The organism is Chryseobacterium endophyticum, assembly GCF_056333165.1.
Window position 1 is genome coordinate 88,188 of record NZ_JBWGXE010000002.1, and the last position, 21,810, is coordinate 109,997.

The window sequence follows — 21,810 nt, forward strand, 5'->3', positions numbered from 1 at the left end:
TATGGAAATTGAATTACAAAGAAAATTAGGAGCGATGATTCGTGCTGATAAAGACATTAATAATGTTATTAAAACCCTTGATGAATACCCGACAGAAATTAATTTGGTTGATGGTACACCATTAAACCATGCTATAAATCGTGGTAGAAATGAAATTGTAAAATATTTAGTAGAAAGAGGGGCAAATGTTAATGCTCTATATGAGGGACATTATTCCCCTTTGATGTCTGCAGTTGGAAACAATAATTTGGAAATGGTAAAATTATTATTGGAAAATGGAGCTGATCTTAATTTAAAAGACAAACATGGTAACGACGCTCTATGGAAGGCTGTATTTAATTATAACTTAGAAATTGTTAGAATATTAGTAGAAGCGGGAGCAGACCCTTTCAAAGCAGACAATCCTGAAAATTATAGTAATTATAATCTTGCAATAGATCTACTGCCAGCAACAGAGGAAATCATAAATTATTTTAATAGTTTAAAATAATTGTTGCCAAACAAATATCTTTTATAGTTTATATATATCATAACAAGCGGAACTTTTGAAGTTTCGCTTTTTTTATAACAATCAAGGTCTGTTTTTTTAATAATAACTGCAATTAAGGTTATTGGTATAGTAGATTCTTATATTAAAAAAGTTATAACAAATGGGAAAGTATTTAATATAAGGACATACTCTACATTCAACGTCACATTGACCACACCATCAATAGTACATTGACCGCACTGTCAGGAAGGTGTTGACCGCCCGAGTGTGAGACCCTTGACAGTACCATGCAAAAGGTATTGAATATGAAATGGTAAAGTCAATCAAAGTTTTAGAACTTCAATTTAAAGAATTCTGATCGCGTTGGAAAATCTGTGCTTCTGTTCAGAAAATCATCTATTTTATTTAAAAAAATTCGTCATATATTAGTATTGCCAAAGAATTAAAATCTTAACCCCATGAAAAAAGCAATACTTATTTGTTTCCTGTTATTCAATCTTTCCATTCTAACCGCCCAAACTATAGAATCCGGAAGCCACCATACTGCGGTCTACATCAAAAGTGACGGAACCATCGAAGACAGAAGTCATGCGACGGTAGGGTATATCAAAAGCGACGGCACCATTGAAAATAAAAGCCACGGTACCATTGGGTATATTAAAAGTGACGGTACGATCGAAAACAGAAGCCATTCTACAGTGGGGTATGTTAAAAAAGAAGGAACCGTAGAAAACAGCAGTCATACAACGATTGGTTACATTAGAAATGACGGGACGGTGGAAGACAGCAGCCACAATACCATCGGCTATGCAAAAGATGTGAAGATAGAGTGGGTGGCGGTCGTTTTTTTCTTCTTTAAGGTGGATTAGCAGAAATTTTTCATTGCATTTTAGATAAAAATTAAGGCTCGGATTTATAATCTGAGCTTTTTTATATGGTAAGATCAGAGGTTTGCTCCGTTTATCCTGTTTGTTATTTCAACCTACTGCAACTACAGAATCCGTAGGGTAAAAAACTTTACCAGTAGGTAAAAAATTGTGACTTTTGAACAGTGAAAGTAATCTTCTTCAGCCGAATTATTAAGCTTAAAGATCACACATTTTTTTTACAAGGAAATCCAATCGTGAACTCATCAAACCTAAATTTAACCTAAATATAAACCAATGACAAATTCACAAAACAATTCTCAATCCGGTAAACAACCAACCGAAGCTGGACCTGACAACTCTCATCATGCAGATGAAAATATGCCTGTTGGCAACATTGAAACCAATATTTTGAACGACAATACAGTAGTAAACGATGAAAATATGGATAATGATATTCTATTAAAAGTTGAAACAATATCTGATTTACGGGAAAAAGAAGGATCTTATGAAAACCAGGAGATTATTCTGCTTGGTTATTATGTATCAGGCGACAAAAATCCGTTGATATATAAATTTACAACCCAGAACTTTTCCACATTAGTAGATGATGGAGGGGCGGTAATAAAGACAACACTAGGTTCCTGGATCGCACAATTTGTAGATACCCTTTCTGCAGAAGACTATGGTGCAAAAGGAGATGGTGTAGCAGACGATTCATTATACATTAATAAAGCTTTAGAGAATATACAAGTCAAATTTCTTTCATTTAGTAAAAAAACATATTTAATTGGGACTAGCATTAATTTATCGGATGGAAAATTGTTAATTGGTAATCTCGCTACTTTAAAAACAAATTCAAATATAAATTTAATATTATTAGAAGGAAACAATAGGATTGATAATTTAAATCTGGAAGGACCTGGCTATATAAATTTAAATAATTTATCTGTTGCAATTTCCGCTATCGGAACTAACAGTTCTAATTATATATCCAATATTACATTAAATAATGTAAGTATTAAATCATTCGCATATTACGGTATATTATTAGAATTTTGTAGAAATATCAATATAAAAGATCTTTATATTGAGGGTGTTGGATACGCAGGAATTATGGCATTCAGTGTAGAGAATGTAAATATTCAGAAAGGGTATGTGAAGAATATAACAGGTATGTCCACTTTAGGCTACGGTATTGCTTTTACAAGAAGAGCTACTGATTCATCTTTAATTATGTTCCCCAGATCAAAAAACTGTGCCGTAAAAGATTTTTTAGTTGAAAATAATCCTAAATGGGAAGGATTTGATACTCATGCAGGTGATAATATTAGTTTTATAAATTGTACAACTCTTAATTGTAAAGTAGGATTTGCTATCGTTCCCAGTCAATATCAAAACGTAGATGATCACGCACCCTTAAGCTGTAAAGTTACGGAATGTAGGATTGAAGGAATTGGTACAGGAGCAGGAATTGTAATTTCGGGCGCAATGGGTAGTAATGGAAATCCCCCTGTAGAATTTGCAACAGACTGTCTAATCACTAATAATTTAATTATTGGGGCAGGACAAGCAGGTAATAATATAGGAGGTAGTATTAAATTACAAGCTACTCAAAGTATTATTGTAGAAAGTAACAATTTAAGCTTATCTAGGGAGATCGGAATTAATTTATATGTTTATAATAGCTTTTTAAAAATTAGCAATAATATAATTTTAGATACGTATTCTGAAATTTACAGTTTGGCTCCATGCATAGCTATCAGAGGAAGTAATAATACAGGAGATATAACCAATAATAGTACGTTAAGAATGAATACCACTCTAGGTACTTATGTATCTGTACAAGGTATTGTATTACTAAGTAATATTACAAATTCTGTTAATGTAGGGGTAGGATATAATACTTGTATACTCGCATCTAATGAAGCTGTAGGTATAAATACCAAATATGTATCTTTAGGAGGAGATAGATATTTAATAACAAATAATGCAACTCCTGAAGGAGCTATTACAGCGCCCAGGGGTAGTTTATGTATTGTAGTTAATGGTACCAAAGGAAGTATATTATATCTTAAAGAAACAGCTACAGGAAACACGGGATGGAGTAATCTGACAAGTGTAGCGAATGCAACTGCAACTGTTTATGGACTAGTTAAACAATCTATCGCAATAGCAGATGTAGGATCACCTAATGGAGTAAAAGCTACAGCTTCTACAGCAACAGATGTAGCAGGAGTAGTAACAGATCTAAATGATTTAATATCGAAGTTCAATACAGTTGTTGAGCTTGTAAATGAAACTAAGAGCCAATTAAACGCCAGTTTTGCTGCAGATAGAATTTCAGGTCAGCAGAAAGACATTTAGATACAACTAACCGCAGATCGCGCAGCTGGAATTCAATCCACATAAACAAACACCCACTGCAACTACAGAATCCACCCACCAAAAAACTTTGTTAAAGATTTAAAAATCATGAATTTTGAGCCATAAATCATAAGCAGCAAAGATTAATAAAACAAATGGAAAATAACGGAATAACCACGAAAGAAAAATTAAAAACCTATTTTGAGACAGGCAAATACCCGACAGAAGACCAGTTTGCCGAACTGATCGATTTTTTAAGCCTTAAAGAAGACGCTCTCAGCAATAAAGAACTGGTGACGCTCGCCAATAACCTTGCGGCCCTTGATAACGGATATATTCTTTATAATACCATTACGATTGAAGATGAGAAATTCCCGATCGTGGTAAGCTCAAAGGAAGGAGAAGAGCAGACTTTTACAATCGGTAAAACCGAAAACAAAGAGCAAAAGCGCTATTTTCAGGGCAGCGCGCCTTATAAGATCAGCACAAAAGAATTTCTCGTAAACGAATTGGAAGGACACAAATATTACTATCTGAACACTCAGATCGACGACGGCCACAACACCAACAGGCTGTTTGGAAATAATCTGCCCCCCATTCCGGAGAATTTTAGGCTGGGAACAGTAGAAAGTAAAAAGATCTCCGTAAAAATAAGTAATGAGGATTTTGATCGTAAAATAAATAATGTACATACGAATCTTACTTTTGTTAATAAAACCGAAGCATTCATCGAATACGCATTATATGCGAACTACTGGTCGAATACCTATATCTCTGAAGATATAGTAACGGATCATTATGACATAGGAGATTTTTTAGTCTGCTTTTACAGAGCTGATCTCTCCGGGACCAATAAATCCATAGCATGCAGGATTTATGACACGGATAACGATACGCTGCTCATGACAGCCTCTTTGTTACAGGGCCAGAAAAATATCAATGTCCCGGCCGGAGGCGTACTGTCAGGAATAAGAAATGCCAGGATAGAATGTGATTATGAAAGCTAAGTGATTTCATCTTAAAATAAGACTCACTGCAACTACAGAACAGACAAGGCAAAAAACTTTTACAGAAAGAAAAAAAGTCTGAACTTTGAAATATCAAAAATAAAGGCAAAAATATTCAATCAAAATAAAAGCCGCTGCAACTACTGAACAGGCAAGGCAGAAAGCTTTTATAAGAACAAAAAAATACTGAACTTTGAGCATCAATTTAAAGGCCGGTAAAAGCCTTATCTAATGAAAAACCAAAAGGCTTTCAAGCCTTACAGGTAAACCATGACATCATAAAATAAATCCTCAGCCGGGTAAGATCCTCGATTACGGGACACCCTTTACTCCTGAAATACCGGGATTTTCTGAGCCGTATCAGTCAGAATCTCATCCGCGAAGTAAGATAACAGAAAGTCCTTCCGGGCAGACTTTTATTTTCTTTCAGAAGTTAGTTCACGCTTTAAAAAGTGGGAATTCCAGTCATAGGGAAGCTTTAAAAACAACAACGGTTACGACCGTTGGTAAGATTCCCGATCAGGAGCTGCTTTCCGGCTGAGGTTTATTTTTAATCATTAAATCATTTACACATTCAGACAACACTAAAACATCGCCGGCCGTGATCCCGTGATAATGGAAGACATCCGCTAAAACATCAGAATATTATGGAAGAAATAAACAAATTAACCCAGAGAGAGGAGCTGAAAACGTATTTTGAAACAGGTAAATATCCCACACAAAGTCAGTTTGGCAGATTCATCGATAATTATGTCCATCTGAATGAATTTAATTTCGGACTGGATGTAAAATCTACAGGAGATCATAAAACCAAAAACTATCATTTCTATGTTGCTGAAAAGCCTGCAGAAAATAATAGAGGCCATATCAATCTTGAAAATACGGACGGACGCGCGGCAGAGAAAATAGACGGCTACACGCATGTGTTGTCCAGGGATGTAAGGTATAAATGCCTCAATATAAAATTATCAAAAGAGCTGGATATCGATAAATACCGGCCGAAGATCATCATCGAACGCTATAAGCAGACAAAAAAACTCCAGAGCGGATCTGTAAAAAAAGCAGGTTTTTACCAGGAGCTTCCCGGCGATGCCGAATTGTGGGGCAGGCAGTCTGAATATCCTGTTCAGTCCAATGAAATGGTGCTTGATATTAATCCCATCAATTACTTCAGGCCCGGCAAAACTTACCGGGATTTTTACCCCGCCGGTACGCTCAACAGACCAGGCTCATTCAGGTATTCGGTGCATCACAGAAAACCGTTTTCACTGATCCGGATACTTCTGGAAATCGATGTGAACGGAACCCGATTCAGATCCAATCCCGTTACGGTAAAAATTATTCTGGGAGAAGAAAATGATATAATCAATTACATGATCGATTAATTGAATTAAAACAAAAATCGATTAAGGTAGAACTCTGAAATAATGGATTTAAAAACAATATAAAAACTGATAACCATGAAGACAGAATTTTACTTCCATTACTTATACTCAGCTGTGAGCAGCTTTCCGGTTTAGGTTTACAGAATAAACCAGAGAAATATACAATGCTAAACTTCTAAGAATGTAGGGCATTATATTAAAAAAACCGGGTAAGATACTCCGAAGCAGGATCCCTTTTACTTTTGAAATAGTGAAATTTTTTGATGCACAGCATCAGGATCTCATTCATGATGGATGATGATGGATCACAAGGTCCGTTATTTTCTTTCAAAAGGAGATCAATTCTTTAAAAAGTGGGAATTCCGGAAGGGGAAAGACTTTCAAAATGAGCGGTTTCAGCAGCTCCGGTAAGACTTTCTGTATGAGTTATAATGAATGAAGGTAATCATAATTAAATGTCTTCCAAAAATTATTTCAATAAAAATTTCTAATGACTGCAATGAAAAGTATTGCACAACCCAATAAAAAACAAGTTTTAATTTCAAACGGAAAAGACTAATGGAGGCAGAAAAACTACAAACATTATTTACTCATCTGGAAGAGGTGATTACCTGGAGGATCAACAATGCCTCGGCAGATTTCAGGACGGCAGCACCGGAATTTATAAACGATAACCATGAAAACTTTCCGTTAGGAGACTATATTTCACAAAAGGGACTTGTACACCAGGAAGTCATCATTCTTTTAATGGCTTTGCTGCCCAGGCTGGATCCCGCGTTACTGAAACGCATCTATCTCGAATTCCCTGGTAATGCCATGTTTGATTTTTGCGCGCTTAACGAAAACGGAAGGCTCTTCTTTCCGACCGTTCAGATGGTTCAGTACATTTTAGGAGGCGAAAGTATTTCCGAAAGATTGAATGTGCTGGATTATTTAAGCCCAGATTCTGTCTTGGTTAAAGATGAGATGATTGCTTTTGTCGGTACGGCCGGTGATCGTACACCGGTCAACAGCCCGATAAGTGTCCCTCAGGAAGCTTTTAATACCATGATTTTGGGAACGGAAGTATTGCCGCAAATGAGCAATGATTTCCCTGCAGAGCAGCTGCATACCAGCCGGTCGTGGACGGATCTTATCCTTCCTCAGAATACCATGGATGAGCTTCAGGGTATCGAAGCCTGGTACAACAGCAACCCGGTTCTTATGAAAGACTGGGGCATGCAGAAAAAACTGAAGCCGGGTTTCAGGGTCCTGTTCTACGGCGATCCGGGTACGGGAAAAACTTTGGCCGCCAGCCTTTTGGGGAAATACATCAAACGTCCTGTCTTCAGGGTAGATGTTTCGATGCTGGTGTCAAAATACATCGGGGAAACAGAAAAACAACTCTCCAAATTATTCGATAAAGCGGAAAACAAAAACTGGATCCTGTTTTTTGATGAGGCTGATGCTATTTTCGGAAAACGGACCAATGTAAAAGATGCTCATGATAAATACGCCAACCAGGAAGTTTCCTATCTCCTGCAGAGGATAGAAACGTTTTCCGGACTGATTATCCTGGCCTCCAACTTCAAAAATAATATGGATAAAGCCTTTACGCGACGCTTTCACAGCTGCATCAAATTCAATAATCCCAAGCATGAGGAGCGTCTGCGTATCTGGCAGCACAATTTACCCATACAGCTAAAACTCATCGATATTGATCTGGAACAGGTTGCCAGACGGTACGAACTTACAGGGTCAAACATTATGAACATCATCCAGGATGTCAGTTTAAAAGCCATTGCATTAAAGGATCCTGACTATAAAGTGAGTTCCGAGATGTTCCTGGAAAGCATCAGAAAAGAATACATGAAGGAAGATAAGATCTTCTCCTAGAAAAAAGATGCCATCCCACAGAATAATTCACTTTTTGATCTTTTGGAAAATGCTGTAAATCGCTGAGAAGTAATAAATTGTACTTGATTTTCTCTTCTAACTGGTTGATCGCTTCTTCTAACTGGTTGATTGCTTCTTCTAAACGGTTGATCGCTTCTTCTGAACGGTTGATTCTCTCTTCGGACTGCCTGATCGCCTCTTCGGATTGGTTGGTGGGCTCTTCGGACTGGTTGACGGGCTCTTCTGAACCCTTGACGGCTTCTTTGAAGAGGTTTACGGATCTAACGAACTGCCTGATGGGTTCAGCGGTATAAGCAAATGCTCTACTTCCAGTTATCCGGGCTTTTAGGGAAAATGCATCTCTGATTTTTAAGCCTAAACAATATAGATAAAGGAAAGTCTTCGGAAGATCAAAATCAGCATCTGAAGATTTTCATCCATTAATCATTAAAACTAAAACTAATGAAAGCAAAAATTCTGCTCCTGATCATATTCAGTGGTCTTATCCTGGGCTGCTGCCGGAGCAAACAGAAAATAACTTCCGTTTCCAGGGAAGTCAAAAAGGAAATGGAGCAGGTAAAGGCCGATTCGTCGAGCGTACAGCATACAGAAACCATTCATAATGCAAGCGCTCAGGCCGAAGTCACTGAAAAGAAAGATGAAATATCCGGAGACCTGCTGATCAGCGGAAAGTCGGATCTGTCGAATCCCTTTGTTTTTCACAATGTGATAGGAAAGGATACGGTCCAGAGTATTTCCATTATGGGAAATGCGGAATATTCAATCAGTAATCGTTATGCAAAAGCATCGAACGGGTATTCTGAAAGCAAAAAGGAAAAATCTGCGGATATTCTTCAGCACACCGCCCAGAAGGCGGTATCCAAAGAAATGATCAAAGAAAAGAATTCGGTGGTCTCTCAGGAAACAAAGAAAATAAAAGTGAGCGGATTTGAAATCACTGCCTGGATTTTCCTTACGGTGATGGGCATCACTTTAATCCTCATGTTTTTCACCTATAAATATTTTAAGAAATGAAAATCTCACAAAAAGGAATCAGCCTGATTTTATCATTTGAAGGATTCAGTGCCCAACCTTATTTAGATTCGGCGGGCATTCCGACTATCGGCTATGGAAACACGTATTATCCGAATGGTAAAAAAGTAACCCTTAAAGATCCTGCGATCACCCGGGAAAAAGGAGCGGAATTGTTTTCATCCGTTTTACCGGTTTATGAGAAAATCGTCAGCCGCAAAATTAAGGTGGATCTTACACAAAATCAGTTCGATGCGCTGGTTTCTCATACCTACAATACCGGAGGATCGGATACCCTGTTTTCTCTGATCAATAAAAAGGCGGATGCGGAAGCCATCAGAAGCTGGTTTACATCCAGATACATTACCGCCGGCGGAAAAATCCTGAACGGGCTTATAAGACGAAGAAAAGCAGAAGCCGATTTGTTTTTTGACAAATAAGATCCTGCCGCTTCGGACCTCGGAAAGAAAGTTTTAACTCAAATAAAAATTATATGGAATAACTTAAAAAATCAGAAGCAAATGAAAAAAATCAGACATTAATTAATTTAGAAAATTGTGATAACAAATGAAGAACTCAAACCTAATTTCAGATAATCATGGCAGTACCATTAACGACAATATTTAGCTGGTTTGAAAAGGGCGATACCCCCACGCAGTCTCAGTTTCAGGAAACTTTTTCGTCTTTCCGTCATGTAGCGGATAAAATCCGGATGGAAGAAGTGAATGGCCTGAATGAAGTTCTGCAAGCTATTCCGTCTGCAGATCACCTTACTGATGAAAACGCGCATCATGCCGTGCTGGCCAAACTCAACGCATCCAATCTGAGTCCGGACGATGTGGAAAAGTGGAAGGAAAAATTAAAAATCAATCTGGCAGCGACCGTCGACGGCGACGGAGTACCCGGAAATGTTTATACCAAGGCACAGATCACGGAAATGGTGAATATGCTGAAAGCAAGTGATAACGATTTGCTGGTACGTATTGGGAAGATCGATGAAATGCTGGCCTCGGATGATGTAAATCTCGATGAGCTCAGGGAGATCGTCGACTATATCAAAGCAAACAGGGAGCAGATCGAATGGCTGAGCGCAGCAATAGCAGAGGGAAGTTCGGATGACAAAATCAGGCTCCTGGGACTGTATTCCGGCTGGGGTTCGCTAATCTATCAGAATCAGTTTAATAATCAGGTCTACAGTAGAATTCAAAACCTGGAAGCTGCCGTAGACCCCGAAAAAAATACGCACCAGGAAAAGGTACGGGGCGACGCCGTGATCAAACATGATCTGGATACTTTAAACTTTGTGATCGATGCTTACGACACCGTTACCATGTTTACCGTACCGCTCAAGGTAAAAAGAATAGACCTTAAAAATATTCAGGTGCTGTTTGATTCAGTACCGCCAAATTTAATTCAGTTAACAATAAAAAAATTATAATTATGGATATCAAATACGCTTACTATCGTAGTTCCGTCGGATACAAAATCGAAGGAAAAACAGACAATGACATTTTAACAGCCGGTGGCAGTACACGGCCAATCAGTTCCTTCTGGTATGACGGAAACTTTAATCCTCTGGATTATGTGCCTAAAACCAGGACTTTAACCATCAACGGGACGTCTTATGATCTCTCGGCAAACCGTTCAATCAGCACGCCGGATACCATCACGCGTTTAAAAGGAGGAGCATCGGGCTCACTGGTTTCCGGTGATGTGACGCTTGCCGCAGGGGCCAATATGGCCGTCAGCCAAAGTGGCAATACGATCACTTTAGCCTCTTCGGATACTACGTACAGCGCAGGAAACGGTTTAACATTGTCCGGAACGACCTTTTCCTTACCGGTAGCGACTTCAGGAAGTGGAAATGTTGTAACAGGGATTGTACAGACCGCCAATGGGATCACCGTAAATTTGGCTTCTATGCCTACGTCGTCGGATCTGGCAAATTATGTTCCTCTATCCCAAAAAGGGGCAGCAAACGGAGTTGCCGCACTTGATGCGTCGGGGTTGGTACCGGCCTCTCAATTGCCATCGTACGTAGATGATGTACTCGAAGGTTATTATAGAACGGCAGACGGAAAGTTCTATAAGGAAGCTGCATATACCAACGTGATCAACGGGGAAACCGGTAAGATCTATGTATCCCTTGATACCAATAAAACATACCGTTGGACGGGAACAACTTTCGTCTATATCACTTCCGGAGCAGTCGATTCCGTGAACGGATTGACAGGGGTCGTTGTTTTAAATAAATCCCATGTAGGACTGGCAAATGCTGACAATACAGCGGATGCAGCAAAAAGTGTTCTGAGTGCAACAAAATTAACGACACCAAGGACGATCGGCGTTTCAGGTGTTACGGGAACGGCCCAGTCTTTTGACGGAAGTGCGAATATTGTCATCCCGATTACCGCGGTGCCTGCCACACTATTATCAGGTACGGCAGCGATCAACACCACAGGATCTGCCGCTAAGCTCACAACTCCAAGAACAATCTCGGCAACAGGTGACGGAACCTGGAGTGTTTCTTTTGACGGCTCCGTCAATGCAACTTCCGCACTTACCCTAGCTGCCACAGGAGTAGCGGCCGGTACTTATGACCAGGTGACGGTAGATGCCAAAGGTAGAGTGACTGCCGGAAGTAATATCGTAAGGTCTTATACAACTTCCATTGTAGGAACGGCAAGTATCGCACACAATTTGGGAACCAGAAATATCGAGGTCGCCATGTACGATACTGTTACGTTTTATAAAATAGACGGCAGAATAAAATTAACGGATCCGAACAAAATAGATGTTGAGTTTGATTCCGCTTTACCTAATACCGTATCCATTACCATAACCAGCAAAGACTTGTAACATGAGCGATATCAAATATGCACTTTATACCTCTTCAAAGGGCTTTAAAGTCGTAGGAGGTACAGCCGCTCAATTTTTAAAGGCTGATGGAACATTAGACAGTGTTCAATATATTCCTTTGTCACAGAAAAATGCGTCCAACGGTGTGCCGTCGCTGGATTCCACAGGTAAGATCTCCAATGGGCAAATTCCGGATAGATTGGTTAATAAAATTATTGCAATTGGCGGAGAAGCTGCCGACAAGGGTTTTACCGGATTATATGACCGAAACCAACTGGCATTGGCAGATAAGGAACATGATGTATCGGTTGTGATTAATGGAAGTGGTAGCTTTAGCGGAACGGAAGAAAGTTTTAAAAGCGGAATTTTCAATCAGAAACCAGGATTTGTATCTCTTATAAATTGTGATGCCACCACGGAGCTGATCATAACCATTAATTTTAGTTCTGTACTTTCAAATTATTCACGTGCACTTTGGCAGCCTTTTGTTCACACAAGATTTAATACGGAACGTTATTTTAGAGACATCACGGTGGAGGTGATGGATAATAATAATGTGTGGTATAGTCCTGCTAATTTTAGTGCTACTAATATTACGAATATTTTGAATTCCGGGCTGTATTTGTTTGCTGAATCTATAGTAGGCACTATTTCCGTTCGCGGGGTTAGATTTAAATTATCAAATCCGACGACAACAGATGGTTTGGTTTACCTTTCACAGATCGGATTCCGGCATTTGTCACATACTTTTGCTCCGCAATTTCCGCATCGTGGCGACGACAATATTTTTTTCGGTATTAATAATTTTACGAAATCTCCTACAGTTCCGGTGGCCACCCAAAGTAACCAAGCTGTAAACTTTGGTCAGCTTTCCAATTATTTCACGAAATCAGAATCATTAAGTCAGTTTGTTGGGAAAAGTGGGAATGAAACCATTTCAGGGACAAAAACTTTCACCAACAGCCCGGTTGTTCCTAATGCTTCATCGAATGGCCATGCCGTTAATTATGGTCAGATGGATTCGTTGTTGAATGCTACTTTAAGTGGTTTTGTACCTCTGGGATTGTTGGGTGTATTTAATGGAGTGGCTACACTTGATAGCGGAGGGAAAGTGCCGGCTTCCCAGTTACCACTTGCCAGCGATTCAACATTTGGTGCGGTAAAATTGGGGAGTAATGTATTCGTGAGTGGTGCTTCCAGTCCTTCTCCCGAGGTGGCGGGAAGAATTTATCCTGTCATGCAAAATTCGCAAAATCAATTGGTGGTTGTGGTACCCTGGACGTCGAGTACCTATACCCACCCTAATTCAGGAGTAACGGCGGGAACCTATCGATCGGTAACCGTGAATGCGCAGGGACACGTCACAGGCGGAACGAATCCAACGACATTAGCAGGTTATGGTATTACAGATGCCATGAGTACTTCACATCCGGCCAGTAACATTAACCAGATATGGATCAATACATGGAATGACATTGCTAATTACGGGATCAGGGTTAATCAGGAATTTACCTACAATTTAGGGACGGGACTGGTCATAGCAGATGATTATTTTGGAGGTGACTCCGGAATTGTAGACAGAAACCAGGAAAGATTTCTGACCGTGAAACGAAGTGAGTATTATATTTATGGATCCAGGCATGATGAATTTGACGGCTTAAATTATCATACTGAGCAAAGAGCCTTCGGGATGGGACGGGAAGCCAATGGTAAGGATAAACTCACGGTAGAGGGATCGGTAAAAGCCAGCAAGAATTTTAAATCTGAAGATGAAAAACCGGATACGATATTCATTCCTGATGGTAATATTGCTTCTTTGACCGATGAGATCATTAATGACCAATCCGGATATGCGGTCAGATTGGATCCTCATGAATATTATGTGCCGGGAGGAAGCGTTCTTAAAGTTGACGACAGAAACCGGTTGATCCATATTATCGGACAGGAGATTAAAATGGCTGTTGATTTTATGAAAATTCATCCGAAACAGCAGATTGTTATTTACAATTTTGACCAATCCGGAACGAATATGCCGGTAATGCTCATGGGTAAACAGATTGCCAATATTCCGGCATCTTGTTTCATCAGACTGTACGTGACAAAATCATTACGGGTAATCATAGAAAAGGAACAGTCCTGTAAATATTTATGATCAGATTAAAAATGGATGAATAAGTTTTTAACCATTCAATAAAAACAGAAGCCACAGCCGGAGGATGACATCTTCTGATTGTGGCTTCTTTTATTATTCAATTTAAAATTTTTTAGATGATTCTTTTCAGGAATACTTACTGATCAGTGCCTGTATGAAAGACCTACAAAGTAATTTTTCTCTGCATGATGCTGTAATCCGAAATTTAGTCCTGCATCGACTTTAAAATCTTTCGCTACTTCCATCTGAATGGCGGCATTTACATAATTTGAAAATTCATGTGCTTTAAAATCATAAGTATAGTACGTCTCCGCAATGCCATCGATGTTTTTGGCTAAAGGGTGGCTGAGGGTAAGCGTCTGTAAAAACTCAGTATGCATTTCCGGAAGATCCTGGTCTTTTAGTTTGTCGAGTTCTACCTGAAATCCAAGATTCCAGTCGCCTGCAAACTGGTAAAGCATGGGAACGATCAGTCCGTATTCTATGCGGCTTTCCTCATCGTATTGAGAAGATGGAATTTTTATATAAGGCAAAACGGCCATTACAAAATTCCCTTTGTCATTTCCTGTGATATTTTGTTTTATCCTGAAGTTGATATCACCAAAACCTTGCGTAGTAGATATTTGTCCCGAATTCTTTTCGGTTTCTTTCTGAATTCCATAGGTTTGAAAACCAATCTGTATGGCGGTTGAACCTGTAATTCCAATCTTCACATTTCCCTGGTTGATTAATAAGGTCCTGGTATTCGTAAGATCAGAATTCTCATTTTTCAGCCTGAGAAGATCGGTTTCGTATTGAATGTGTCCGGCATCCACGGTGAAAGGAGATTCGGTGACATCCGGGCGGTCGGTTTCCATTTCCCGCATGAGTGCTTTCGGAACAGGATTAAACAAAGTATATTTTCTTGGTGATTCCTTCTGGGCATAGAAAAGGTTTGAAATGAAAAATACCGGGACAATAAGTTTCAGCAAATGGTAGTGATAAGTCATCGTTTTTTTTTGGAGGACAGTACAAAATGTATACTAATATTTTAAAAAAAGATGAAATGTGGTATTAAAATGAATAAATATAAATCCTGATATGGTGTCCGGAAGGTTAAGGTGAAATGTTTACTTTTGCATCAGTTTTAAATCATCGACTGTTTATTATGAATTATACTTCGTCAGAAAACGGCTACGTTCTCGTTTCTTCTTTTTCGGAACTTGTTTCATTCAATTTTCAGGGAAGTACCAATGCTGTTTGCTGGCAAAGAGATTTGGATGGTGATTTTGAGGAAATTGTTTCTAAACTCACCTTAAAAGAAAATATCACGGAAGTATGTGTTGATGATCTTATGCAGCTGGATTTATCGGAAAAAGGAAATCTGGCCAGGGAAATTATTATCGGTGATCTGAAAATGCTTTCGGATTTTGGCGCGGCTCCATCGCTTAACCTCGTGAAAAACTATGACCGGGACGAGGAGTTTGATTTTATTTCTACAGATGTATATTCGTACCACGCAGACCGTTCACCGGTTGCGACCGATACTTTTCTGTGTACTTATTTTGGTGCGGCGAGCGATTTTTTACCCAACGACCAATGCATACAGAAGATCCTGGTTCCCGAGATCCGTGAAAAGCTCCGGACTTTATGCGATGGTGACGATGAAGAATTTGAAACATTCCTGAGAGAGAATTATTTTGATCTTCATTACATGCCAAAACCGGATGCGAGGCCTGTTAATCTGGGAAAGAATAACCTCTGGCGACTGGCTGTAGATCATCCTGGGCAGAAAGTTTTACCCTGCATCCATAGAGCACCGCTGGAAAACGAAGGAGAATACCGGCTACTGCTGATTTGTTAGGATTTAAATTTCATTATTCAGTAAATTATGATTATTCTGTGATCTCAATGATGTTGTTTTCCGGATCCAGAATGACACTTTCATAATATCCGTCTCCGGTGACTCTGGGTTCTCCAGCAACAGTGTAACCGTCTCTTCTTAAAGTTTCTGTCAGCTCATCCACTTTTTCCCTGCTTCCTGTGGAGAAGGCAAGATGGGTAAGACCATGTTTTTGAACCGTGTAAGAATGGTCACTTTCTTTAATATTAGGTCTTTTCATGATCTCAAGCCGACAGCTGTTGTCAAAATTTAAAAAATAAGATTCAAAGCTTTTCGTCGGGTTATTATATTTTTCATTCGAAACGGCTCCGAAATACTTCTCGTAGAATGCTCTGATCTTTTCCAGGTCTTTCACCCATATTGCTATATGATCTATTTTCATTTAATTATTTATTTAGCAATTAATTTTCTGTTTAGCCATTTTCTAACCGGAATATCATAAACTTTCATCAGCAGATAAGCCAGAATAACAGAGGCCGCAACGGTAAGTAATCCTGTCATCCAGGTTATGGGCTCACTCAAAGTATGTTTCCCATTTACGACCCAGGCCATATAGACATTGACCAGCGGAAAATGAGTAATATAAAGAGGATAGGAGATCTCCCCGAAAAATTTGCATAAACGATTGGCTTTATAACCCATTACTTTTCCGCCGGCTCCCAGTAGAATGATCGCCGGAAAAAGAATCATCAGGGTAAGGCACTCATACAAAGCATTCCATTCATGATTATCATAGCCTCCAAGACGCGGAAATGCCAGGATAGCTACCAGTAAAATACCGGTGGTCAGGAATGCGTTCTTAGTGTATTTTAAAGTCATGGCCTTTGCTAAAAACATTCCCATCAGAAAAGGAAATGTCAATCTTGTAAAACCTATTTTCAGCTGTGTGGCATCATCAATCGACCAACCTCCGATAATGTCACCATTAGGATTCGTAAATGCATAATACAAAGTGAATCCTAAAGAAATGAAGACCAAAATTCCCAGTACCGTTTTAGAAACCTTTCTCAGGATCAGCGCATAGGCGATGTTGGCAATGTATTCGTAAAACAATGACCAGGACGGACCGTTTAAAGGATGCATTTCACCCCAGCCGCGAATGTCAAGTGCTTTGGTGACAGGGAGAACGGTCATTCCAATGAGCATGACAAGGATAAGCTTCCAGACGGGGGTCGTGGAAATTCCGCCCCAGCCCAATCCTTCAGACTGCTGAAAATAAAAAAGACAGGCGCCGACCAGAGTTCCCATAATGATCATCGGCTGCAATCGTACCAGGCGTCGGACAAAGAAATCTTTTGTTGTCATCTGGTTCCAGCGGTTATCATAAGCATAGCTGATGACATAGCCCGAAAGCATAAAGAAAAAGTCTACCGCCAGATAACCGTGATTAATGATCTGCTTTACATGATCTCCGTTGGAAAAGGTTTCAAAAATGTGAAAAATGACAACCACAATCGCGGCCACACCGCGCAGTCCGTCGAGAATTTCATAATGAGGTTTAGATTGGGAAATAGGTAAGGTCTGATCCATGAGTTTTTGTAAAATGTTCTGCAAAAATAAAAGGTGATCAATCAAAACGATTGTTGTATATTTTTTATTTATTGTCTTATATTTACTTTTATAAGAATTGATTCTAAATGAAGCAGAAATTGAAATATTATCCCAAACCTAAGGGCCGCACTTTTCAGATTGATCATGTACATGTAAAATGGGATCAGCAGGTTCCGCTCCATCAGCAGGAAACTTGGGAACTTTCCTATATAGTCACGGGAGGAGGGATCAGGACGATCGGTGAAAAAACGGAAACCTTTTCAAAAGGAGAGATTATCCTCATTCCGCCTAATATTCCGCATTGCTGGTCTTTTGATCAAGCGGTGCATGACGATGAAGGAAAAATTGAGAATATCACGATGATCTTTGATCATGACTTTATTGTAAACAGCAAAGACTTCTTCCCTGAATTATTCACCAGAATCTCTGAATTCCTGAATATTCAGGATGCCGTTTCTTTTAAAGACGATACTGTCAAGCGATTACAGATGATGATGACTTCCATAGCAAATCAGGATGAGGCAGGAAGAATCACAAGTTTTATCGAAATACTGCAACTGATCTCGAACAGCAAAGAAATACAGGTCGTCGGAATGCCTGTTATAGAGAATACGAAAGAAAGAAAATTCCAGGAAATCTATCTTTTTATCTTAAGTAATTTCCAGAGGAATATCACACTGGAAGAAGTCTCAAAGCTGGCCGGAATGCAAAAATCTTCATTTTGTGTATTCTTTAAAAAAATGACAGGGAAATCGTTCTTCAGCTACCTGACAGAATTTCGAATTGAAAGTTCCTGCCAGATGTTACTGAAGACCAAATTATCGGTCGCTGAGATTTGTATTGCTTCGGGATTCAGTGATATACCTTATTATAACAGGGTTTTTAAGAAAATGAAAACAGTTTCCCCGACACGGTTTAGGAAGGATAATGCATCGGCAGAAAGCTCATCAGATGGATTCTAATTGAAATATAATGATAGGAATTTAAAACATCTTATTCATCCATTTTCTTGATTGTTCCATGCCTATTCCGAAGATAATATGCGAACCGAACTCCCAGACCCACCATGATTTAGGCATTTCGGAGACCTTCCCCTGAAGCTGAAGTGCGGGAACGACAGATCCGTGGGTAAGCATCCACACGCCGGCACCTGCGAGGATACCTTCACCTGAGGTCAGGTTTTTGTTTTTATGAGCGGCAAAAACGTACCCGACACCAATTAATGTCCCCAAAGTATAATGAATGATCTTCATCGACTGGAGGGTTTTTTCTGATGAAAGCGGTTTATGGGTAATATTGTAATACACTTTCTGTGCAAGAATGGCAGGTGGCATATTTTCCGGCTGCCGGCTTACGTCTGCACCCCGTAATTTGAGTTCATCAGATGTGGGAGGAAACTCTTTTTCGCCCAGTTTCTGCAATGGCGGTTCTGCCAATGACTTTATCCAGGAGGCCAGTAATCCCGCGGCAATTCCTTTTATAAGAGTTTTGGTTAATGTATTCATTGTAAGGTTTTTAAAATTCAGATAAGGTAAAACAGGCGTCCGTACAAAACAGACGCCCATATTTGATGATTTACATAATGGTTGATCAATGAAATTACTTCTTCAGTACGGAAATTAATTTTTCTGCGGCACTTTCGGAAGAGGCAGGATTTTGTCCTGTAATCAGCAATCCGTCCTGCACAACGTGTACGCCCCAGTCGTCGGTTTTGGTATACCGGCCACCCGATTTTTTCAGTTCGTCCTCAACGAGGAACGGAACCACATCCGTAAGCTGAACAGCTTCTTCTTCAGTATTTGAAAAACCTGTAACGTTTTTACCTTTTACGAATGGCTCACCGTTTTCAAGCGTTATATTTTTAAATACTCCCGGTGCATGGCAAACTGCTGCCACAGGCTTCTTACTGTTATAAAAATCAAGGATTAATTTTTGGGAATCTTTGTCTTCAGCTAAATCCCATAAAGGTCCGTGGCCGCCCGGATAGAAAACAGCATCAAAGTCATCTGCTTTCTGATCACTCAGTTTTTGGGTATTGGCAATAATGTCCTGTACTTCTTTATCCTGGTAATAGCGCTCGGTAGCAGGAGTCTGTGCATCAGGATCTTCGCTTTTCGGATCGATAGGTGCCCGTCCGCCTTTTGGTGTGGCAATGACAATGTCGAAACCTGTATCTTTCAGCGAATAATAAGGGGCTGCAAATTCTTCTACCCAAAATCCTGTTTTTTTGCCTGTATTTCCCAGTTGGTCATGTGATGTAACTACAAATAGTACTTTCATTTTAATTATTTTAGTGTTGGTTGATTCAGTGATTTTTTAAAATTATCTGACAGCATTCAATGATAAACATGCTGATTCTATAGGATGAATACATTAAGGCTGTATCCGGATATCAGTATACAACTTTATTGCCAACAAGACTTGTAAGAGTAATAAATGTGGTATGAAGCCGAACGTAAAATATGTAAGGCATACGATTCGGTATTGTAACCGCAGTACTAAGGGTTTTGCATCATCAGTTCAATCATCACCATGATAGAAATAAACTTCTTGGAAGACTGGTATTTGGGATTTAGCTGTTCCCTGATTTCACCGATAGCGTTGCTCAGTTTATTGCTGACGGTTTTATTGGTTAATCCTAATGCTTCAGCGGTTTCATCTACAGACTTGTTCTTACGGATCCTCAGGTCGTAAACTTTCTGTTCGGTAAGCGGAAGCCTGGAAACCACTTCATCGATCATTGCAAACAGATCAGAAATTTCATGCTGTTCAAGGATTTCAAAATATTCGGTGTCGGTTATATCGGCCGGCGTTTCGGTGTCGTCAATACTTATGGTAGACCGGTCTTTCTTCTGGCTGTTGAAGTAATCAATCACCCTGAAATGCAGATGCTTGAGGAAATATCCTTTTGCGCTTTCATTTCCGTCAGTCTGTATGCTTTCCGTGTTTTCAAGAATTTTGATCCAGAGATTCTGTAATAATTCTTCTGCCAGCTCCCTGTCTTTGGTTCTTACAAAAACAAACCGGTACAAATCATCCCAATACCTTTCATAAAGCGTCATAAAAGCAGGCCGGTCGCCTGTTTTTATTTTTTTCAATAGTATGTGATCCGTCTGATTCATTGATGCAAAATTACTTAAAGGAAAATTAACTTTTTGTGAACATTAAGGAATGTAATATTAATTATTTCTGAAAATCAAACTTAAAAAGGAGGTTGAATTCCTGCGATCGGTTAACAAATGCTGAAAATTGTTAACAAGTTGATCCTAATGTGAATACAATGTTAAATCTGCTCTGGGGAAGTTTCCCGTTTCCGCTGTTTTATAGATGTAACGGCGAACGTTTATCAGGTATTTATGAAAAACATACAGTATAAAGAAATTCAGGCATTCGTTTTCAGGCTTTGGGAAAGGGAGGTAACTGAAGAAAAAATGACAGGGAAAGAAACAGAACTTTTAAACCGGTGGGAAACCATTGCAGGGAAAGAAATCGACCCCAATCACAGCAAAAAGTCAAAAGAAAAGGTTTTGTTTTCTTTAGAGCCGTATTTTATTCAAACCACCGCAGCAATTCATCATCCGAATATGTTTAAGAAATACCTGTTTCCTGTAGCCGCTGCTATTTTACTGCTCTTTCCTGTAGGAGGTTTTTTTATGTATACTATTTTTGTGAAACCCGATATCTATTTTGCAGACTCTACAAATACGAAAGTACATCTTGCAGATGGTTCGGTAGTCCTGCTGCTTCCTGGATCACAGCTTACTGTCGAAAAATCTTTCCCTGCCGATACAAGAGTGGTGAAGTTGTCGGGAAATGCGGTTTTTTCAGTGGCAAAATCAAAAAAGCATCCTTTCATTGTACAGGCTGACGGTTTCAGTACGAGGGTGCTGGGAACTGTTTTTAAAATTACCCAGACCGGCAGCAGCAAAGCGGTAGATCTTTACGAAGGGAAAGTAGCCGTCTCATATGCCGGAACTCATGTGGCTTTTCTGAAGCCTAATCAGAAATGGACCAACTTCGGCATCGCCCGTACCGCCGCCGTGATTTCTTACAGGACAAAAAAAACATCGGAAAATACGTCAACATCTTTATTGTCATTAAGCTTTAATGATGTTATGCTGAAGGAAGTTGCTGAAGTTCTGCAGAAAAGCTATAAGGTCACTATTATTTATCCTAAAGAATTCGCCGACCGGAAAATAACGGCCGATTTTACAGGAGGAAATACGGATGAAAACGTTGAAGCGCTTGCCTTCATCCTCGGGCTGGAGGTGCAAAAGGAGAATCAGACCTACATCCTGAAAAATACTAAATAAAAAACGAATAATCAGATAAATAACAAAGAGA

General features: G+C 39.4%; 20 protein-coding genes. 14 read left to right on the forward strand and 6 right to left on the reverse strand.

Translation table 11 applies throughout. The features are described 5' to 3' along the window. The first annotated feature begins 1 nt into the window (after position 1). From AC0N32_RS04895 to AC0N32_RS04945, 11 genes are all read left to right on the forward strand, one after another. Positions 2–490, forward strand: coding sequence for an ankyrin repeat domain-containing protein (locus AC0N32_RS04895; RefSeq protein ID WP_476392740.1), 489 nt, complete (start codon positions 2–4; stop codon positions 488–490). 458 nt (positions 491–948) lie between these two features. After that, positions 949–1,359: a 5-fold beta-flower protein gene (locus AC0N32_RS04900; protein WP_476392741.1), complete on the forward strand. Its 411-nt coding sequence runs from the start codon at positions 949–951 to the stop codon at positions 1,357–1,359. A 294-nt stretch (positions 1,360–1,653) separates the two neighbouring features. After that, positions 1,654–3,723 (forward strand): glycosyl hydrolase family 28-related protein, encoded by a 2,070-nt coding sequence (locus AC0N32_RS04905; RefSeq protein ID WP_476392742.1) that lies wholly within the window; start codon positions 1,654–1,656, stop codon positions 3,721–3,723. 155 nt (positions 3,724–3,878) lie between these two features. Beyond that, complete coding sequence (locus tag AC0N32_RS04910) at positions 3,879–4,730, forward strand: hypothetical protein (protein ID WP_476392743.1); 852 nt, start codon at positions 3,879–3,881, stop codon at positions 4,728–4,730. Between the two features lie 647 nt (positions 4,731–5,377). Beyond that, positions 5,378–6,115 (forward strand): hypothetical protein, encoded by a 738-nt coding sequence (locus tag AC0N32_RS04915; protein ID WP_476392744.1) that lies wholly within the window; start codon positions 5,378–5,380, stop codon positions 6,113–6,115. Positions 6,116–6,673: 558 nt separating this feature from the next. Continuing rightward, positions 6,674–7,990: an ATP-binding protein gene (locus AC0N32_RS04920; protein ID WP_476392745.1), complete on the forward strand. Its 1,317-nt coding sequence runs from the start codon at positions 6,674–6,676 to the stop codon at positions 7,988–7,990. Between the two features lie 462 nt (positions 7,991–8,452). Then, positions 8,453–9,025: a hypothetical protein gene (locus AC0N32_RS04925; protein WP_476392746.1), complete on the forward strand. Its 573-nt coding sequence runs from the start codon at positions 8,453–8,455 to the stop codon at positions 9,023–9,025. Further along, positions 9,022–9,462 carry a lysozyme gene (locus AC0N32_RS04930; protein WP_476392747.1) on the forward strand — a complete coding sequence of 147 codons (441 nt, stop codon included), beginning with the start codon at positions 9,022–9,024 and terminating at the stop codon, positions 9,460–9,462. Before AC0N32_RS04925 ends, AC0N32_RS04930 begins: the two co-directional genes overlap by 4 nt. 158 nt (positions 9,463–9,620) lie before the next feature. Continuing rightward, entirely contained in the window at positions 9,621–10,460 is an 840-nt protein-coding gene (locus AC0N32_RS04935) for a hypothetical protein (RefSeq protein ID WP_476392748.1), read from the forward strand. A gap of 2 nt (positions 10,461–10,462) precedes the next feature. Further along, complete coding sequence (locus tag AC0N32_RS04940; RefSeq protein WP_476392749.1) at positions 10,463–11,881, forward strand: hypothetical protein; 1,419 nt, start codon at positions 10,463–10,465, stop codon at positions 11,879–11,881. Position 11,882: 1 nt separating this feature from the next. After that, on the forward strand, positions 11,883–14,033 hold the full coding sequence (locus tag AC0N32_RS04945; RefSeq protein ID WP_476392750.1) for a hypothetical protein: 2,151 nt from the start codon (positions 11,883–11,885) through the stop codon (positions 14,031–14,033). Positions 14,034–14,176: 143 nt separating this feature from the next. On the opposite strand, the gene AC0N32_RS04950 is transcribed toward AC0N32_RS04945, so the two are convergent. Continuing rightward, positions 14,177–15,022, reverse strand: a complete 846-nt coding sequence (locus AC0N32_RS04950; RefSeq protein WP_476392751.1) for a transporter — start codon at positions 15,020–15,022, stop codon at positions 14,177–14,179. Positions 15,023–15,180: 158 nt separating this feature from the next. Here AC0N32_RS04950 and AC0N32_RS04955 point away from each other — a divergent pair, with 158 nt between their 5' ends. After that, positions 15,181–15,876, forward strand: coding sequence for a DUF1826 domain-containing protein (locus tag AC0N32_RS04955; RefSeq protein WP_476392752.1), 696 nt, complete (start codon positions 15,181–15,183; stop codon positions 15,874–15,876). A 31-nt stretch (positions 15,877–15,907) separates the two neighbouring features. On the opposite strand, the gene AC0N32_RS04960 is transcribed toward AC0N32_RS04955, so the two are convergent. Together AC0N32_RS04960 and AC0N32_RS04965 are read right to left on the reverse strand one after the other, a co-directional pair. Further along, on the reverse strand, positions 15,908–16,297 hold the full coding sequence (locus AC0N32_RS04960; protein ID WP_476392753.1) for a VOC family protein: 390 nt from the start codon (positions 16,295–16,297) through the stop codon (positions 15,908–15,910). 8 nt (positions 16,298–16,305) lie between these two features. Beyond that, on the reverse strand, positions 16,306–17,445 hold the full coding sequence (locus tag AC0N32_RS04965) for an acyltransferase family protein (protein ID WP_476392754.1): 1,140 nt from the start codon (positions 17,443–17,445) through the stop codon (positions 16,306–16,308). A 107-nt stretch (positions 17,446–17,552) separates the two neighbouring features. Here AC0N32_RS04965 and AC0N32_RS04970 point away from each other — a divergent pair, with 107 nt between their 5' ends. Further along, a complete protein-coding gene (locus tag AC0N32_RS04970; RefSeq protein WP_476392755.1) occupies positions 17,553–18,428 on the forward strand; it encodes an AraC family transcriptional regulator in 876 nt (291 codons plus the stop codon). 21 nt (positions 18,429–18,449) lie between these two features. On the opposite strand, the gene AC0N32_RS04975 is transcribed toward AC0N32_RS04970, so the two are convergent. From AC0N32_RS04975 to AC0N32_RS04985, 3 genes are all read right to left on the reverse strand, one after another. After that, positions 18,450–18,971: a DUF1440 domain-containing protein gene (locus AC0N32_RS04975; RefSeq protein WP_476392756.1), complete on the reverse strand. Its 522-nt coding sequence runs from the start codon at positions 18,969–18,971 to the stop codon at positions 18,450–18,452. Positions 18,972–19,065: 94 nt separating this feature from the next. Continuing rightward, a complete protein-coding gene (locus AC0N32_RS04980; RefSeq protein WP_476392757.1) occupies positions 19,066–19,746 on the reverse strand; it encodes a type 1 glutamine amidotransferase domain-containing protein in 681 nt (226 codons plus the stop codon). 218 nt (positions 19,747–19,964) lie between these two features. Further along, positions 19,965–20,588, reverse strand: a complete 624-nt coding sequence (locus AC0N32_RS04985) for an RNA polymerase sigma factor (RefSeq protein ID WP_476392758.1) — start codon at positions 20,586–20,588, stop codon at positions 19,965–19,967. 234 nt (positions 20,589–20,822) lie between these two features. Here AC0N32_RS04985 and AC0N32_RS04990 point away from each other — a divergent pair, with 234 nt between their 5' ends. Then, positions 20,823–21,779 (forward strand): FecR family protein, encoded by a 957-nt coding sequence (locus AC0N32_RS04990; protein WP_476392759.1) that lies wholly within the window; start codon positions 20,823–20,825, stop codon positions 21,777–21,779. Positions 21,780–21,810: the final 31 nt, after the last annotated feature.

Bases quoted from the DNA above. Each gene is read 5' to 3' on its own strand.
- AC0N32_RS04910 (WP_476392743.1), top strand. From the start codon at position 3,879: ATGGAAAATAACGGAATAACCACGAAAGAAAAATTAAAAACCTATTTT.
- AC0N32_RS04955 (WP_476392752.1), top strand. From the start codon at position 15,181: ATGAATTATACTTCGTCAGAAAACGGCTACGTTCTCGTTTCTTCTTTT.
- AC0N32_RS04925 (WP_476392746.1), top strand. From the start codon at position 8,453: ATGAAAGCAAAAATTCTGCTCCTGATCATATTCAGTGGTCTTATCCTG.
- AC0N32_RS04980 (WP_476392757.1), bottom strand. From the start codon at position 19,746: ATGAAAGTACTATTTGTAGTTACATCACATGACCAACTGGGAAATACA.
- AC0N32_RS04905 (WP_476392742.1), top strand. From the start codon at position 1,654: ATGACAAATTCACAAAACAATTCTCAATCCGGTAAACAACCAACCGAA.
- AC0N32_RS04960 (WP_476392753.1), bottom strand. From the start codon at position 16,297: ATGAAAATAGATCATATAGCAATATGGGTGAAAGACCTGGAAAAGATC.
- AC0N32_RS04895 (WP_476392740.1), top strand. From the start codon at position 2: ATGGAAATTGAATTACAAAGAAAATTAGGAGCGATGATTCGTGCTGAT.
- AC0N32_RS04990 (WP_476392759.1), top strand. From the start codon at position 20,823: ATGAAAAACATACAGTATAAAGAAATTCAGGCATTCGTTTTCAGGCTT.
- AC0N32_RS04945 (WP_476392750.1), top strand. From the start codon at position 11,883: ATGAGCGATATCAAATATGCACTTTATACCTCTTCAAAGGGCTTTAAA.
- AC0N32_RS04985 (WP_476392758.1), bottom strand. From the start codon at position 20,588: ATGAATCAGACGGATCACATACTATTGAAAAAAATAAAAACAGGCGAC.
- AC0N32_RS04920 (WP_476392745.1), top strand. From the start codon at position 6,674: ATGGAGGCAGAAAAACTACAAACATTATTTACTCATCTGGAAGAGGTG.
- AC0N32_RS04935 (WP_476392748.1), top strand. From the start codon at position 9,621: ATGGCAGTACCATTAACGACAATATTTAGCTGGTTTGAAAAGGGCGAT.
- AC0N32_RS04975 (WP_476392756.1), bottom strand. From the start codon at position 18,971: ATGAATACATTAACCAAAACTCTTATAAAAGGAATTGCCGCGGGATTA.
- AC0N32_RS04900 (WP_476392741.1), top strand. From the start codon at position 949: ATGAAAAAAGCAATACTTATTTGTTTCCTGTTATTCAATCTTTCCATT.
- AC0N32_RS04940 (WP_476392749.1), top strand. From the start codon at position 10,463: ATGGATATCAAATACGCTTACTATCGTAGTTCCGTCGGATACAAAATC.
- AC0N32_RS04930 (WP_476392747.1), top strand. From the start codon at position 9,022: ATGAAAATCTCACAAAAAGGAATCAGCCTGATTTTATCATTTGAAGGA.
- AC0N32_RS04970 (WP_476392755.1), top strand. From the start codon at position 17,553: ATGAAGCAGAAATTGAAATATTATCCCAAACCTAAGGGCCGCACTTTT.
- AC0N32_RS04950 (WP_476392751.1), bottom strand. From the start codon at position 15,022: ATGACTTATCACTACCATTTGCTGAAACTTATTGTCCCGGTATTTTTC.
- AC0N32_RS04915 (WP_476392744.1), top strand. From the start codon at position 5,378: ATGGAAGAAATAAACAAATTAACCCAGAGAGAGGAGCTGAAAACGTAT.
- AC0N32_RS04965 (WP_476392754.1), bottom strand. From the start codon at position 17,445: ATGGATCAGACCTTACCTATTTCCCAATCTAAACCTCATTATGAAATT.